At 57.7% G+C, this 15,740-nt stretch carries 13 protein-coding genes and 1 pseudogene; 13 read left to right on the forward strand and 1 reads right to left on the reverse strand.

The features are described from left to right. A partial coding sequence (locus JHD64_RS19015; RefSeq protein WP_233170613.1) for a helix-turn-helix domain-containing protein occupies nucleotides 1-344 on the reverse strand: 344 nt, incomplete at its 3' end. Nucleotides 345-778: 434 nt separating this feature from the next. Between JHD64_RS19015 and JHD64_RS19020 the strand changes: the two genes are divergently transcribed. The 13 genes and pseudogenes from JHD64_RS19020 to JHD64_RS19080 all read left to right on the forward strand — a co-directional run. After that, on the forward strand, nucleotides 779-2,194 hold the full coding sequence (locus tag JHD64_RS19020; RefSeq protein WP_199055020.1) for an amino acid permease: 1,416 nt from the start codon (nucleotides 779-781) through the stop codon (nucleotides 2,192-2,194). Nucleotides 2,195-2,456: 262 nt separating this feature from the next. Further along, nucleotides 2,457-3,494 carry a YeiH family protein gene (locus JHD64_RS19025; RefSeq protein ID WP_199055021.1) on the forward strand — a complete coding sequence of 346 codons (1,038 nt, stop codon included), beginning with the start codon at nucleotides 2,457-2,459 and terminating at the stop codon, nucleotides 3,492-3,494. Nucleotides 3,495-3,521: 27 nt separating this feature from the next. Then, on the forward strand, nucleotides 3,522-5,432 hold the full coding sequence (gene thiC, locus JHD64_RS19030) for a phosphomethylpyrimidine synthase ThiC (protein ID WP_059284383.1): 1,911 nt from the start codon (nucleotides 3,522-3,524) through the stop codon (nucleotides 5,430-5,432). A 36-nt stretch (nucleotides 5,433-5,468) separates the two neighbouring features. Beyond that, nucleotides 5,469-5,672, forward strand: coding sequence for a sulfur carrier protein ThiS (thiS, locus tag JHD64_RS19035; RefSeq protein WP_199055022.1), 204 nt, complete (start codon nucleotides 5,469-5,471; stop codon nucleotides 5,670-5,672). Nucleotides 5,673-5,712: 40 nt separating this feature from the next. Next, nucleotides 5,713-6,498 carry a thiazole synthase gene (locus JHD64_RS19040; RefSeq protein WP_199055023.1) on the forward strand — a complete coding sequence of 262 codons (786 nt, stop codon included), beginning with the start codon at nucleotides 5,713-5,715 and terminating at the stop codon, nucleotides 6,496-6,498. Nucleotides 6,499-6,501: 3 nt separating this feature from the next. Then, nucleotides 6,502-7,158, forward strand: a complete 657-nt coding sequence (gene thiE, locus JHD64_RS19045; RefSeq protein WP_199055025.1) for a thiamine phosphate synthase — start codon at nucleotides 6,502-6,504, stop codon at nucleotides 7,156-7,158. A 65-nt stretch (nucleotides 7,159-7,223) separates the two neighbouring features. After that, on the forward strand, nucleotides 7,224-8,735 hold the full coding sequence (locus JHD64_RS19050) for a PLP-dependent aminotransferase family protein (protein ID WP_199055027.1): 1,512 nt from the start codon (nucleotides 7,224-7,226) through the stop codon (nucleotides 8,733-8,735). Between the two features lie 284 nt (nucleotides 8,736-9,019). Next, entirely contained in the window at nucleotides 9,020-9,418 is a 399-nt protein-coding gene (locus tag JHD64_RS19055) for a nuclear transport factor 2 family protein (protein ID WP_199055034.1), read from the forward strand. Nucleotides 9,419-9,452: 34 nt separating this feature from the next. Continuing rightward, complete coding sequence (locus JHD64_RS19060; RefSeq protein WP_199055036.1) at nucleotides 9,453-10,886, forward strand: FAD-binding oxidoreductase; 1,434 nt, start codon at nucleotides 9,453-9,455, stop codon at nucleotides 10,884-10,886. 192 nt (nucleotides 10,887-11,078) lie between these two features. After that, nucleotides 11,079-12,107 carry a taurine ABC transporter substrate-binding protein gene (gene tauA, locus JHD64_RS19065; protein WP_199055037.1) on the forward strand — a complete coding sequence of 343 codons (1,029 nt, stop codon included), beginning with the start codon at nucleotides 11,079-11,081 and terminating at the stop codon, nucleotides 12,105-12,107. Between the two features lie 62 nt (nucleotides 12,108-12,169). After that, entirely contained in the window at nucleotides 12,170-12,982 is an 813-nt protein-coding gene (locus JHD64_RS19070; RefSeq protein ID WP_233170614.1) for a taurine ABC transporter ATP-binding protein, read from the forward strand. Then, the gene (locus JHD64_RS19075; protein WP_233170615.1) at nucleotides 12,924-13,901 is read left to right on the forward strand and encodes an ABC transporter permease subunit; all 978 of its coding nucleotides are present in this window, start codon (nucleotides 12,924-12,926) and stop codon (nucleotides 13,899-13,901) included. Before JHD64_RS19070 ends, JHD64_RS19075 begins: the two co-directional genes overlap by 59 nt. Before the next feature lie 1,341 nt (nucleotides 13,902-15,242). Continuing rightward, nucleotides 15,243-15,740, forward strand: a pseudogene (locus JHD64_RS19080) (hypothetical protein); the annotation flags it as partial.

Genomic DNA, 15,740 nt, shown 5'->3' on the forward strand with positions numbered 1-15,740 from the left:
ACCTCGTCCACCAACTGCCGCAGCACGGCATGCCGCGCTCCATGCACCGTGTTGTTCAACAGCAGGTTTTCCGCCAGACGGCGCAGCCGCAAGCCTGTGCTGTAGTGACGACCATCGCCATCACGCTGCAACATCCCGGCCCCTTCCAGCTGTTGCAGCATCCGGTGCAGGGTCGGCTTGGGTAGGCCAATCTCGTCCACCAGGCTTTGCAAGGTGAAAAACTGGTCTTTTTGCGCTATCGCCTCCAGCAACGCAAACAAGCGCAGCGTTGGGGTATCTCCATCCAGCCGTGCCGGTTCCGCTTGTAGCGTCGCCGGATTGTTATCCATTGCATTCCCGATCATAGATTAATTTCCATTTACGAAACAAGTTGTATCATTTTTTAGAATAAACAATTGACTAATAGCTGTCATCGCTCTAGATTTTATACAAATACCATTTATTGAAACATTTTATTCTGTTACAGGCTTGGCTGCAGCTCGCAGACACCCGGAATGATCCGCAAGCCATGTCGCACAGACAACAAACCGTCAGGCAGAAAGGAAAGCGCAATGCAAAATACCCCCTAATATGTAAAAACTGGCAACCCTCCTGAGGTAGTCCAACCCGCATTTCGCCACTTGCTGCCGTGTCTTCACATTCACCTTGCATGGCATTGCACATCAAACCGCATCACCCATAAAAATACGAGAGCCCCTGCAACCGTGGCGCATGGCAGCTTCATCCCATGCCATCAGGCTGGAGACATAGGTTCGGAGAAACATGGAGAGACAACAAAATGATGCATAACAATGAGAACAAGCATGGCTTGCAGCCCAGCCTGAAGCCGCGCCACCTGAACATGATCGCTCTTGGCGGCGTGATTGGTGCCGGCCTGTTCGTCGGCAGCGGCGTCGTCATCAAGGCCACCGGCCCCGCCGCCATCCTGTCCTTTCTCATCACGGGCCTGCTCGTGGTTCTGGTCATGCGGATGCTGGGGGAAATGGCAGCCGCCATGCCCGGCTCCGGCTCGTTTTACGATTATGCACGCGCCGCCTGGCAGGACAGGCCGGCACTGGGCCAACTGGCCGGTTTTCTGACTGGCTGGATGTATTGGTATTTCTGGGTCATCGTGGTAGCACTGGAGGCGGTAGCCGGAGCAAACCTGGTGCGGTACTGGCTGCCAGACTGGCCAAGCTGGGCAATCAGCCTGGGCTTGTTGCTCAGTCTGACACTGAGCAATCTGATCTCCGTCAAATCCTTTGGCGAATTCGAATTCTGGTTTTCTTCCATCAAGGTGGGTGCCATCGTGGCTTTCCTGCTACTGGGCAGTCTGTACGTGCTGGGCTTGTGGCCCGGCCATGGCATGCACTTCACCAATCTGACCGCCCATGGCGGCTTTGCTCCTCATGGGCTGATGCCGATACTCAGTGGTGCCGTTGCCGCCACCGGGTTTTATTTTGGCGCCGAAATCATTACCATCGCCGCGGCAGAATCTGCTGAACCACAAAAAGCCATTGCGCGCGCAACTCAGTCTGTCATCACGCGGGTATTGATTTTTTATGTCGGCTCAATCTTGCTGGTTGTCTGCCTGCTGCCCTGGAATTCAAAGGGAATCAGCACGCCCTATGTCAGTGCCCTGGAAATGATGGGCATTCCTGCCGCCGCACAAATCATGAATGCAGTGGTGTTGATTGCTGTCTTGTCTGCACTCAATTCCGGCCTGTACGCAGCTTCGCGCATCATGTTTGCCCTGACCCGGCGCGGAGATGCACCCCAAGGTCTGGCCAGACTCAACCGTCATGGTGTGCCCGTCCGGGCCATCCTGTTTGCCACCTTGTTCGGCTATGCAGCCATCGTCATGTCCTATCTGTCACCGGATACCGTTTTTGCCTTTCTGGTTGACTCGTATGGCACGGTGGCCATCTTTGTCTATCTGCTGATTGCCATCTCTCAGCTGCGACTTCGCCGCCAACTGGAAAAAGATGCACCCGAACGTTTGCGCATACGCATGTGGGCTTTTCCCTACCTGAGCTATCTGGCGATTGCCGGGATGCTTGGCATCCTGGTCGCCATGGCCTTCATCCCTGAGCAACGCAGCCCGCTGCTATTGGGTGTGATCAGTCTGGCCATTCTGCTGGGATGCTACCAGCTGCGCCAACTTTGGCGCCGCGGCAAACCAGACAGCGCCCTCGCTGCCGAACTGGCCGATTAAGCCGCTTACCCTGCATTCGGTATCGACACGCCGCAGTTAGTGCGATGGCGGGAGCCACAGACTTCCGCCATCGCACACCCCATCACCCCACTCCCCATCTCCCTACGCCCCACTCCTCACCGAAAATACAAATAAAGAGATTATTTGTTCCATTTTTTCGTAAACATCGTTGCGCCTGTCTATTATCCGCTCTATAGTTGATTAGTGTTTTCGAGACAAAATGTACCATTTTCAAAATACGAACAATAACTGGAGACCACCAATGGCCAGCACCAACACACTGTCACTCCCACTGCGTCTCACCCAGGCACAGGGGCTGCTGCCCGGCATCATGCTGTGCAGCGTCATCGCCATCACCGCCACCTTTGTGTCGGAACACTATGGCGGCCCCCAGTTTCTTTACGCCCTGTTGATCGGCATTGCTTTCCACTTTCTTGCGGATTCACCCAAGTGCCAGGCCGGTATTGAATTGTCGGCAAAAAAACTGGTCCGTTTTGGCGTGGCCTTGCTGGGTGCCCGTATTGTCGCCAGTGACGTCAGTGATCTGGGGCTGATGGGCGTGGCCGCCTTGATCGGTGCCGTTGCCCTCACCATTGGCTTTGGCTTGCTGATGGCCAGATTGCTTGGCCTGCCACCAATGCTGGGTCTGTTGTCTGGCGGCGGCACCGGCATATGCGGCATTTCGGCCACCCTGGCCATTTCCGCGACACTGCCGTCCAACCGGGAAAATGAACGCTACACCTTGCTGACCGCCATCGGCATTGCCATTTTCTCAACCGCAGCCATGGTGCTGTATCCATTGCTGGTCAAGAAACTGGGTTTGAGCACGGCCGAAGCCGGCTTGTTTCTGGGCGGTTCCATCCATGATGTGGCCCAGGTAGTGGGTGCCGGTCTGATCCTCTCCCCCAAGGTGGGCGATGCCGCCACCCTTGCCAAAATGTTCCGGGTAGCCATGCTGATGCCGGTGGTGGTCATTCTGGCGCTGACGTTTCATGCCAAACACAAGAGCGTGTCCGCCAGCGGCAGTCGCAACCCCGTCATTCCCTTGTTCCTGCTGGCGTTTGCAGCCTTGGCAACCTTGAACAGCCTGGGGCTGCTGCCAGCGCTTATGGTTGAAACCAGCTCCACCCTGTCGCGCTGGTGCCTGGTCATCTCCATTTCGGCACTTGGGGTAAAGACCTCACTGGAAAAACTGGCGGAGCTAGGCTGGAAACCGATCCTGCTGATGAGCAGCGAAGCTGTTTTCATTGCCAGCTATATGTTGCTGATGGTTTACCTGAACCGCCTTGTTAACGCCTAAGCCCCCTGCAAACCGGAGAACCACACGATGAACGCGCCTGCAAAACTGAATGAACAGATGGTGGTCGATACCGCTGCCATCCAGCCCCTGCCCAATTCCCGCAAGGTTTATGTCGAAGGCAGCCGCCCGGATATCCGCGTGCCGATGCGCGAAATCAGCCAGAGCGACACCCCCACCCAGTTTGGTGGCGAGCAGAACCCGCCCATCTATGTCTACGACACCAGCGGCATTTATTCCGACCCGGCGGCCAAGATCGACATCCAGAGCGGCCTGCCTGCCTTGCGCGCGGCCTGGATTGCCGAGCGTGGCGACACCGAGCAGCTGGCCGGCCTGTCCAGTGAATACGGTCGTGCCCGCGAGGCCGACAGCAAGCTGGACGACCTGCGCTTCAACCTGACACGCAAGCCGCGCCGCGCTCTGCCGGGCAAGAATGTCAGCCAGATGCACTATGCGCGCCAGGGCATCATCACCCCGGAAATGGAATACGTCGCCATCCGCGAAAGCCTGAACCGCAAGGCCTATATCGAGAGCCTGCAAGCGGCGGGTGGCAAGAATGCCAAGCTGCTGGAGCTGATGACCCGCCAGCACGCCGGCCACAGCTATGGCGCGGCACTGCCGGAGGACATCACCCCGGAATTCGTGCGTCAGGAAGTAGCCGCTGGCCGCGCCATCATTCCCAACAACATCAACCACCCGGAATCCGAACCGATGATCATCGGCCGCAACTTCCTGGTGAAGATCAACGGCAATATCGGCAATAGCGCGGTAACGTCGTCGATTTCCGAGGAAGTGGACAAGATGACCTGGGGCATCCGCTGGGGTGCCGACACCATCATGGACTTGTCCACCGGCAAGAACATCCATGAAACCCGCGAGTGGATTCTGCGCAACTCGCCGGTACCCATCGGCACCGTGCCCATCTACCAGGCGCTGGAAAAGGTGAATGGCAAGGCCGAGGACCTGACCTGGGAAATCTTCAAGGACACGCTGATCGAGCAGGCCGAGCAGGGCGTGGATTACTTCACCATTCACGCTGGTGTGCTGCTGCGCTATGTGCCGCTGACCGCCAATCGCATGACTGGCATCGTGTCGCGTGGTGGTTCCATCATGGCCAAGTGGTGTCTGGCCCATCATCAGGAAAACTTCCTGTACACGCATTTCGAAGAGATTTGCGAAATCATGAAGGCTTATGACGTGGCCTTCAGCCTGGGTGACGGCCTGCGTCCGGGCAGCGTGTGGGATGCCAATGACGCCGCGCAACTGGGCGAACTGAAAACCCTGGGCGAGCTGACGCAGCTGGCCTGGAAACACGATGTGCAGGTGATGATCGAAGGCCCCGGCCATGTGCCGATGCAATTGATCAAGGAAAACATGGACAAGGAACTGGAGTGGTGCCACGAAGCGCCGTTCTACACCCTGGGCCCGCTCACCACCGACATCGCACCGGGCTACGACCACATCACCTCGGCCATCGGTGCGGCGCAGATCGGCTGGTATGGCACGGCCATGCTGTGCTACGTCACCCAGAAGGAGCACCTGGGCCTGCCCAACAAGGATGACGTCAAGGAAGGCATCATCACCTACAAGCTGGCTGCCCATGCGGCGGACCTGGCCAAGGGCCACCCCGGTGCGCAGATCCGCGACAACGCCTTGTCCAAGGCGCGTTTCGAATTCCGCTGGGAAGACCAGTTCAATCTGGGCCTGGACCCGGACAAGGCGCGCAGCTTCCACGACGAAACCCTGCCCAAGGACAGTGCCAAGGTGGCGCACTTCTGTTCCATGTGCGGCCCGCATTTCTGTTCGATGAAGATTACCCAGGACGTGCGCGAATTCGCCGCCCAGCAGGGCATCAGCGATGAGGCCGCGCTGCAGAAGGGCATGGAAGTGAAGTCGGTGGAGTTTGTGAAGGGCGGAGCCAAGCTGTACGACAAGATCTGACCACGTCCGGCCACCTGCTACTACGGAAGACACTATATGCACACCATTCACGTCAATGGCGCCGCCACCACGCTGGATAAACCGATGACGGTTACCCAACTGCTGGAGCAACTGGAACTGCAGGGACGCCGGGTCGCCATCGAGCGCAATGGCTTCATTCTGACGCGCAGCCGATATGGCGAGACAGTGCTCGACCATGGCGACCATCTGGAAATCATCATTGCCGTTGGTGGCGGCTAATGCCGCCTCCTCTGCATCACCTTACTTTCAGGAGCACAACATGCATGATCCACTCATTATTGCCGGCAAGTCCTATCAATCACGTCTGCTGGTGGGTACAGGAAAATACCGTGATTTCCAGCAAACCCTGGATGCCGTTGAGGCCGCCGGTGCAGAAATCATTACGGTTGCCATACGTCGCACCAATATCGGCCAGCATGCGGGTGAACCCAGCTTGCTGGAGGTATTGCCACCTTCGCGCTTTACCCTGTTGCCGAATACCGCTGGCTGTTACAGCGCAGACGAAGCGGTACGCACCCTGCGCCTGGCACGGGAGCTGCTGGACGGCCATTCCCTGGTCAAACTGGAGGTATTGGGCAATCCGGACAATCTGTATCCCAATATGCCGGAAACCCTGAAGGCCGCTGAAATACTGATTCATGACGGCTTTGACGTCATGGTGTATTGCTCGGACGATCCGATTCAGGCCAAACGTCTGGAAGACATGGGCTGTGTAGCCATCATGCCACTGGCCTCCATCATCGGCTCCGGAATGGGCATTCTCAATCCGTGGAATTTGCGCCTGATCATCGAACAGGCCAAAGTACCGGTTCTGGTGGATGCCGGTGTCGGTACCGCCTCGGATGCAACCATTGCGCTGGAACTGGGATGCGATGCGGTACTGATGAACTCCGCCATTGCCCACGCTGGCGATCCCGTCCTGATGGCCTCAGCCATGAAGCATGGTGTTCAGGCAGGCCGCCAGGCCTACCTGGCTGGCCGCATGCCCCGCAAGCTGTACAGCGCAGAAGCCAGCTCACCCAGCCAGGGCATGATAGGCAGCTGATGTATGGAATCCATCGTGCACTCCGCTTTGCAAGGCCTGTATGCCATCACACCTGACACCCGCGACAGCGCTTGGCTGCTGCCACGGGTGGAGGCGGTATTACAGGGCGGTGCCAGCCTGGTCCAGTACCGCAGCAAATCGCCGGACGCGGCATTGAGGCTGCAACAGGCAGGAGCCATCCAGCAATTGTGTCGCCGACATGCCGCCTTGTTCATCATTAATGATGATCTGGCCCTGGCAAGCCACCTGGGCGCGGATGGCATTCATCTTGGCCGCCATGACGCGGAACTGCAGCAGGCCCGCCACCATCTGGGCAAAACGGCAATCATTGGCGCCAGCTGCTACAACCAATATGCACTGGCCCATCAAGCGGCCCGCGCCGGGGCCAACTATCTGGCGTTGGGGGCACTGTTTACATCCCGCAGCAAACCAGATGTCGTACACGCCACTCCCGCCTTGGTGACCGGACGACCCGCTCTGGGTCTCCCCTACGCTATCATCGGTGGCATTGATGCTGACAATGCCGCGCAGGCCTGGGCCTGTGGCACGGAAATGCTGGCGGTGATTGGCGGCCTGTTCATGGCGACCGATCCCGGTGCTGCCGCACGTGCCATCCTGGCGGCTCGCCGACCTCAAGCACAAGCACCGCATGGTATTTGACAAGGCAGCACGGGCCGGACAGATTAGACCACCCACTTCATGGCATGGAAGGACGCAAAGCAATCATGAGCATCAAGCTGACCGGCAGCATGTGGCACCAACTCTTCCAGCAGCACGCCGGCAGCGCCATGAGTCTGCAAGGGAAAATCCGGCAAATGCTGGTTTCGGCCATTCTGGATGGCCAATTGCCGGTGGGCATCCCCCTGCCATCCAGCCGCGAGCTGTCGGTGCAACTGGCAGTCGCCCGTAATACCGTGGTACTGGCCTATCAGCAGCTGGTGGACGAAGGCTATCTGGTATCGCGGGAGCGCAGCGGCTACTTTATCAATGCGGACATCCTTGCCGGTGGTCAGAAAAAACAGATACCGGGGCCCGAAACCCAGGCCAGCGGTGGCCCCGACTGGGAAAGGCGCTTCACCTTCCGCCCCAGCTTGCAGCGCAATATCGTCAAACGCGACAACTGGCAAGATTATCCTTACCCCTTTATCTACGGCCAGTACGATCCGGTACTGTTTCCAACAGCCAGTTGGCGTGAGTCCTGTCTCAAGGCCCTGAGTGTGCTGGATATCCACGAGTGGGCCCAGGACATGATCTTGCGGGATGACGAATCGCTGGTACAGCAGATACGCAGCCGGGTATTACCCCGCCGCGGGGTATGGGCCTCGGCCGATGAAATCGTCATCACCGTCGGAGCCCAGCAGGCCCTGTATCTGCTGGCAGACCTGCTGATGGGGTCTGATACCCCGGTGGGTATAGAGAATCCCGGCTATCCGGATGCACGCAATATTTTTGGCAGCCGTACCCGGCACCTGCTCCCATTACCTGTCGATCACGATGGGCTGTTACCCGACAACCACCTGCTCAAGCAATGCGATTACGTCTACCTCACGCCCGGCCATCAATGCCCGACCACGGTAACCATGCCGCTGAACCGCCGCCAGGCACTTTTGCAAAAGGCCGAAGAGTCGGACTTCATCCTGATTGAGGATGATTACGAAAGCGAAAGCCGCTTTCAGGGCGACCTTACCCCGACGCTGAAAAGCCTGGATCGTCATCACCGGGTCATTTACGTTGGCAGCCTGTCGAAAAACCTGGCACCGGGTTTGCGCATTGGCTACATCGTCGGCCCCGCACCGTTGATTGCCGAACTGCGCGGCGTCAGGCGCCTGATGTTGCGCCATCCTTCAGCCTATATCCAGCGGGCGTTTTCACTGTTTCTCTCTTTGGGACACTACGATGCCCACCAGCGACGGCTTTCTGCTGCCTATCGGGAACGTGCCAAGGTGCTGGGCGACGCGCTGGCCCGCTATCTGCCTGACTTGCATCCCGTGCCGATTTCCGGCGGTGCTTCCTGCTGGCTGCGGGGCCCTGACTGGCTGGATGTCGAAACACTCTGTCGCCGCGCCGAAGAGAAAGGCGTGCTGATCGAACCGGGCAACGTGTTTTTCATGCAAGACACCATGCAGCACAACCATTTCCGGCTGGGATTTTCGTCGATTCCCATTGAAAAAATCGAGCCTGGCATCCGCCTGTTGGCCGAGGCCATGCACGAATTGCGCCCCTCCGGCATTCCCTAGCCCCTCGTCGGTCAACTGGCACCATTCTCCCCCTTACCCGCCTTGCCAGCGGGGAGCGGCCCGCGGCCGTCCTTTCCTCGTGCTTTGCCGGTGTGATCTGGCATTGCGCTGGTTTCCCCCTGTTTTTCCTGGCTCCATCTGGCTCCAACGAATTAGCCGAACTGGTTCTACTGCGCAGCACGGCGGCTCACTACTCTGAGCTTGTCAACGCCAGCGCTCCGCCGCGGCACCAGCACACTTTCACTGACCGGAAACAACCCGTCCATGCACAACAGGAGAACACCATGAGCCAGAACACCGTGACCATCGCCTTCTTGCAAGCCTTCAGCGAAGCATGGAATCGCCATGATATCGAAGCATTGATGAGCTTCATGACCGATGACTGCCAGTTCCACGCCACGGCAGGCCCCGATCTGCTGGGCCGCAGCTTTAAAGGCCGCGAAGCCGTACGCCAGGGGTTTGAGCTGGCCTGGCAGAACTTTCCCGATGCTGCCTGGCTGGATGGACGTCACTTCATCAGCGGCGAGCATGGCATCAGCGAATCCACCTTCACCGGCACCAAGGCAGACGGCACGCGTGTGGAAGCCCGCATGGTCGATGTCTTCACCTTCCGTGATGGCAAGATCGCCATCAAGAATGCCTACCGCAAAGACCGTCCGCCGCTGCCGGCTGGCCAGCGCTGAGCCCTGACTCCCCACCATATTGCAGGAGTTCAGCATGCAAACGACGGAACAACGCCCACGGACCGCCACGCGCGGCACGGCACCCAGCGCCAGCTATGATCCGGCTTACGACCCGCTGGTAGCTCCCAATCCGGGTACCGGTCGCGCCTACGCCCCCAGCTACTGGATAGGGACAGCCGGCGATCCACCGGCCGATGACGGCCCCATCCAGCATGATATCGATGTTGACGTCGCCATCATTGGCTCGGGTTTCACCGGTTTGAGTTGTGCCATCTTCCTGGCACAGGAACACGGCATCAAGGCCACGGTACTGGAAGCCAACCAGGTCAGCTGGGGCTGTAGTACCCGCAATGGCGGTCAGGCTCAATGCGCCTCCGGCCGGTTAAAGCGCTCGCAGTGGATCAGCCGTTACGGTCTGGACACCGCATTGCGACTGCATGAAGAAGTTTGTCAAGGCATGGACACCTTCAAGCAGTTGATCGCCGATATCGACTGCGATGCACAGCCCGGCGGCCATCTTTACATCGCCCATCGACCCAAGGCCATGCCCGCGCTGGAGAAAGAAGCCAAGCTGTTACGCGAGGTATTCAACTACGACGCCCGCATGATGGATACCGCTACTGTCCAGCGCGAATGGGTGGGTGACCAGGAAGCTGCCGGTGCCATGCATGAGCCAGAAGGTATTGGCATCCATGCCGGAAAGCTGGCATTCGGCTATCTGAAAAAGGCGCGCGCCCTGGGTGCGAAAGTCCATCCATCCAGTCCGGTTCTGGGCTGGGAAACCCGCCAAGGCGTGCATTATCTGCGCACACCTGGCGGCGTGGTCCGCGCCCGCGCTGTCGGCATTGCGACCGGCGGCTACACATCACAAGGCCTGCACCCGCAATTGAAAAACCGGCTGCTACCCGTCCTTTCCAACTCGATTGTCACCCGACCACTAAGCCAGGCGGAAATTGAAGCCTGCAATTTCCGTACGACGCAGGTCATTACTGACACCCGTATTTTGCGCCACTACTACCGGCTGATGCCGGATGGCCGGGTACAGATCGGCAGCCGCAGCGCCATTACCGGCAAGGATGCTCCGCAAGAGCAATACAAGCAGTTTCTTATCCGCGACCTGCATCGTAAATTTCCGGCGCTAACAGGAATCCAGATTGATTACTCCTGGTGGGGCTGGGTTGATGTCAGTCACGACATGATGCCGCGCATCTATCAGCCCGATCCGCAGCAAAGCCTGTATTACGCCCTCGGTTATGGTGGCAATGGCGTGATGTATTCCGCGCAGGCCGGGCGGCGCCTGGCTGCCAGCATCGCCGGTAAAGCCATGCCCGACCTGCCCATTTTTCGCTCCAGCCTGCCGTTTCCCAATGTACGGGAAATGGTGGAGTCAGAGCTGTTCGCGCCCTTCCGCCGCTTTGGCCAGCGTTGGCTGTACCGCTGGTACCAGCTGAAGGATGAAGTGCTGTAAGCCGCCAAGCACCACAGCCGCTTCGTTTCAGCGAAGCGGATCCGCCAAACCAAGCAAAGGGAGCATTTCGCCAGTTCATTGTCAGTAGCTTGCAGCACACGCCTTAAAGCCGGACCTGTACCCCGCATCACCTTGCATTCCATAAGACAGACAAAGCCTGAAACAAACTTGTTTCACCACATGGAGAAGGAAATGAACAGAGCACGCAGCGTCAAACAGCTTTTCAAGATGTCGGTCGTCATGCTGGCCATCGGTGCCAGCAATATCGTCATGGCCGCACAGAAGGAAGTAACCATTGCCTATCAGCAGATTGCCGGCCCCTTGCTGACCGTCATTGCCGACGGCTCGGCAGAAAAAGCCACCGGCTACAAAATCAACTGGCGTCAGTTCGAATCCGGTGCCAAGGTCAGTACCGCAATGGCTTCCGGAGATGTGCAGATCGGTGTCATCGGCTCCAGTCCTCTGGCTGCTGCCGTCAGCCGTGGCCTGCCTCTGCAGTTGTTCTGGGTACTGGATGACATCAACGAAGCCGAAGCAATGGTGGTACGCAACGGCTCAGGCATCAACAAGCCTGCTGATCTGAAAGGCAAGAAAATCGGCGTGCCTTTTGTTTCCACTACCCACTTCCACACCATGTTTGCACTGGAACTGTGGGGTATCAAACCCAGTGAAGTCACCATTCTCAACATGCAGCCGAACCAGATTGCGGCCGCATGGATGCGCGGCGACATCGACGCGGCCTATGTATGGGACCCGGCACTAGCCCGTATCAAGCAGAACGGCAAGGTGCTGGTTACCTCCGGCGAATTGTCACGCAAGGGCAAGGCTACATTTGACGGGATTGCCGCAAACCGCACCTGGGCCGACGAAAATCCGGCATTCATGACGACGCTGACCAAACTGATTGCCAATGCAGACAATGCCTATCGCAGCAACCAGCAAGCCTGGGGAGAAAACTCGACTCAAGCCAAGACCATGGCCCGGATGTTGGGTGGCAGTAGCAAGGATGCTGCGGACGCAATGAAACTGTACGCCTACCCCACCCTGAACCAGCAGATATCAGCCGCCTGGCTGGGCGGAGCTCAGGAAGGCGGCGCAGCCAAGGCACTGCGGGCAACCTCGGAATTCCTCAAGGAACAGAAACGTATCGACAGCCTGGCCCCTGACTACAGCCAGTTTGTCACCGCCAAATACGCCGAAGCAGCACTCAAATCAAAATAATAAGCGCCCCCACATGCCGCCCGGCAGAGGGGGAGCATTCGTCCAAGAGGAGAACAACCATCATGCAAGAGCTGAATGTCAGCAATGTCAGCGTACGCTATCCGGGCCGCACCCCAGGCGAGCAGGTACATGCGCTGGACAATATCAATCTATCCATCAAGAGCGGTGACTTTGTCGTGGCTCTGGGCGCATCGGGCTGCGGAAAAACAACCCTGCTCAGTTTGATGGCCGGTTTCATTTCACCATCAGAAGGCAACATCACACTGGGTGGAAACCAGGTGGCGGGGCCGGGATCGGACCGTGGGGTAGTGTTCCAGAAACACGCCCTGCTCCCCTGGCTCAGCGTCATGGAAAACACAGAGTTCGGCCTGAAACTGCAAGGCGTGGCCAAGGACAAGCGGAGGGCGCTTGCTGCACGCAATCTGGCACTTGTGGGGCTACAGGACTTTCACAATCACATGATTTACCAGCTATCCGGCGGCATGCAGCAACGGGTTGGCATTGCGCGGGCACTTACCTGCAATCCAGCCATGCTGCTAATGGACGAACCAATGGCTGCACTGGATGCATTGACCCGGGAAACGATCCAGGAATTGCTGCTGGATGTGTGGCAGGAAACCCAGAAAATGTTCTTCTTTATCACCCATAGCGTGGAGGAAGCATTATTCCTGGCTAGTCGCCTGATCGTGATGTCTCCGCGTCCGGGTCGTATCACCCATACTTATGAACTGGATTTCAACCGTCGCTTTCTAGAGTGCCGCGATGCACGCAGCATCAAGTCCAGCCCGGACTTTATCAAGATGCGAGAAACCGTTCTTGGCATTATTTACGGCGATGAACGCGCCGCCGAAGCAAAAGAGGCCGCCCATGTCTAAAGCCAATGCATCCCGCACCCCGTCTGCTCATAGCCAGCGAGGTGCTGTCAACATCAGCAGCCACCCCGGCAAACTGCCCTCCAGCAACAAGCCGCGCCTGCAATTGTTCCGCAAACGATCCGTGCGCCCAGGAGAGATGTTCGGTGCCCCGGGCCAGGGCAGCAGTGCCGTCATTGCCTGCACAACCGTGACAGTGCTGATGGCGCTCTGGGTACTGGTGACAGCTAGTGGCTGGGTTTCGCCGCTATTTCTCCCCTCCCCGATGGCCGTTTTCGACAAGTTCATCCTGGTATCCACCCAGGGCTTTGCCAACGCCACACTGCTGGAACATACCGAAACCAGCCTGTACCGGGTATTCGGAGCCTTTTCCCTTGCATGTCTGACCGCCATTCCCATCGGTGTGCTGATGGGCGTTAGCCGGGTGGCACGCGGCATCTTTGATCCGCCCATCGAGTTTTACCGCCCGCTGCCACCACTGGCCTACCTGCCAATGGTGATCATTTGGTTCGGTATTGGCGAGTTCTCCAAGGTTTACTTGATTTTTCTCGCCATTTTCGCCCCCATGGCCATTTCTGCCCGCTCCGGTGTACGTTCCGTTTCCATCGAGCAGATTCATGCAGCCTATTCCATGGGTGCCAGCCGCATTCAGGTCATTTTCCACGTGATCCTCAAATCGGCCTTGCCTGAAATCTTCACCGGTATGCGTATCGGCATCGGGGTGGGCTGGACAACCCTGGTGGCCGGGGAAATGGTTGCCTCTACTCGCGGTCTGGGCTTCATGGTACTTAATGCCGCCGAATTTCTGGCCAGTGATGTAGTGGTCATGGGTGTCATTGTCATTGGCCTGTTTGCCTTCACCTTCGACATGCTGATGCGCTATCTGGAGCGCATCATGGTGCCGTGGAAAGGAAAAGTCTAAGCACCGATCAGCCACCTCGTTAACAAGGCTCTTGCAGATACAAACAAGAGCCTTGTTTTAATTGTCAATAACCAATGACTAATTTATAATTTTATTTAAGACTAATTCTTATGTCCGCGCAGGCCAAAAACAAGCCAGAGGAACCACCCCGCAATGCGGGGTGGTTGGAGAATGAGTGAATACAGAGCAACGTATCCACCCGGGTTTACCTTCATCAATATGCCTGTTTTGCTCGCTGACCGGCCAAGGTCAACTTTCATCCCGCTCACTGCCAGGCGAGCAGGATGGCACATCGCTACAACGGGCTGCCAAGCCCAACCACACACTTCGCAAAACGCTCCAACCTTTCGGAACACGGTGCCGCCGTGCCGCTGCGATGCAGCTCCCTATACGCTTCGGTCGTATCGCGTATAAGTCAAACCCTACTCAGTCAGTCTCCCTCTCTCTTTGCTTTGCCTGTGCGGTGCCACCCGACACAGCACAAAGAGAGGCTCCCACGTTAGTAACCAGCTACTGCGCAACGCAGCGCCACTGTCTCCACATTCCCTTAGTCTTTCGACTCCCCGCAGGTTTCCCTGGCCCGATGTTCATAGCGGCTCAGGTACTCAGTTCATGCTTCATCGACTACGAACCACGGCTCAATGCCTATGGCTCTACGTTGCTCCGCACAGCACCCTCGTGGGTGCCGTTACAGGTTTGAGCTATGCATCGACCCTTAATTTCTCAAGGTGCCAGCTGCGCCAGGTTTCCCCTTGCAGCCCTCGTATGTCGCCATACGCTCAGAAGTCATCCTGTGCGGTACAGGTTACGCCCTTCCGGTACGTCCCCCGAGTCGGCCTTGCACCGACTTTCACATAGTTACAGGTCGACAAGCCATTTCCTGCCTGCCGCCGTTTCCGTGTCGCCCAACCTCATACAACTCCACCGGTTGCATGGATCGGGTCGAAGAAGGGAGTTTCACCCTCCAGCTCCCATCGCAGCCGCACCAGCCCTATTAGAGGCATGCAGCTACAGCGTTTGCTCGATTCCAGACTGGCGATCTGGAGTCTTCCGGGGTGGCGCCCCGGCATGTCCTTTCGGACGTGTGTGTTTGCAGTTGGCAGCCTGCTCAGTACGCCCTCCTCGCCTGAAGGCGCACAGAGCAAGCTGCCGTGCGTGCAAATCACCTCGGTTTTCACCGAGTCCATTTCCTGCATTTTTGAATGTTCTGAAGCCGTATAGCGAAAAGCGCTGAAAATCTTGGAACATCATTACGTGCCAGTCGTAGCTACCGAATCACATTGCACCGATATACGTTTTCTTCGCTATACAGCGCATCAACAACTGAATGAGAAAACCTGTATGTCTGCTTCAACACCGATTGCGCGCAGTAAAACCGCAGCCCTGGCCCGCATCCTCGATAACGTCCCCAAGGGCTATCACCGCTATACCTGCGGCACCGTGGCAGCACGGAAAGCCGAGGCCCTGGCGCAGAAATTTCATACCTTATATGGCATAGGCTGCTCGCCAGCCCAGCGACTCATCCGAAAAGGTAAAGGGCTGGCCAATGTGGTGTTGGTCATGCACTGGCCGGTGGATGCAGAAAAAGTGGAGTGGCTACTGCTGGCCACGGATGGCAAAGGGCTGGAAACGGAAACCTTGCGGGATGTAGGCGATAAACAACGCTTGAAATGGCTTGGCTATGAATTGGCGCGTCACACCAACCGGGCGAAAGTGATGTGGACGTGGCGACGGACAAACTGTCTCTTATACACATCTCCGAGCCCACGAGACATTAACAAAAATGGGGGGGGGGGGGGGGGGGGGGGGGGGGGGGGGGGGGGGGGGGGGGGGGGGGGG

The sequence above is a fragment of the Aquitalea sp. ASV15 genome (assembly GCF_016429115.1).
Classification (GTDB): domain Bacteria; phylum Pseudomonadota; class Gammaproteobacteria; order Burkholderiales; family Chromobacteriaceae; genus Aquitalea; species Aquitalea magnusonii.

Coding starts and splice junctions, on each gene's coding strand:
- JHD64_RS19060 (WP_199055036.1), top strand. CDS start 9,453: ATGCAAACGACGGAACAACGCCCACGGACCGCCACGCGCGGCACGGCA.
- thiE (WP_199055025.1), top strand. CDS start 6,502: ATGGAATCCATCGTGCACTCCGCTTTGCAAGGCCTGTATGCCATCACA.
- JHD64_RS19025 (WP_199055021.1), top strand. CDS start 2,457: ATGGCCAGCACCAACACACTGTCACTCCCACTGCGTCTCACCCAGGCA.
- JHD64_RS19020 (WP_199055020.1), top strand. CDS start 779: ATGATGCATAACAATGAGAACAAGCATGGCTTGCAGCCCAGCCTGAAG.
- tauA (WP_199055037.1), top strand. CDS start 11,079: ATGAACAGAGCACGCAGCGTCAAACAGCTTTTCAAGATGTCGGTCGTC.
- JHD64_RS19055 (WP_199055034.1), top strand. CDS start 9,020: ATGAGCCAGAACACCGTGACCATCGCCTTCTTGCAAGCCTTCAGCGAA.
- JHD64_RS19070 (WP_233170614.1), top strand. CDS start 12,170: ATGCAAGAGCTGAATGTCAGCAATGTCAGCGTACGCTATCCGGGCCGC.
- JHD64_RS19040 (WP_199055023.1), top strand. CDS start 5,713: ATGCATGATCCACTCATTATTGCCGGCAAGTCCTATCAATCACGTCTG.
- JHD64_RS19050 (WP_199055027.1), top strand. CDS start 7,224: ATGAGCATCAAGCTGACCGGCAGCATGTGGCACCAACTCTTCCAGCAG.
- thiC (WP_059284383.1), top strand. CDS start 3,522: ATGAACGCGCCTGCAAAACTGAATGAACAGATGGTGGTCGATACCGCT.
- thiS (WP_199055022.1), top strand. CDS start 5,469: ATGCACACCATTCACGTCAATGGCGCCGCCACCACGCTGGATAAACCG.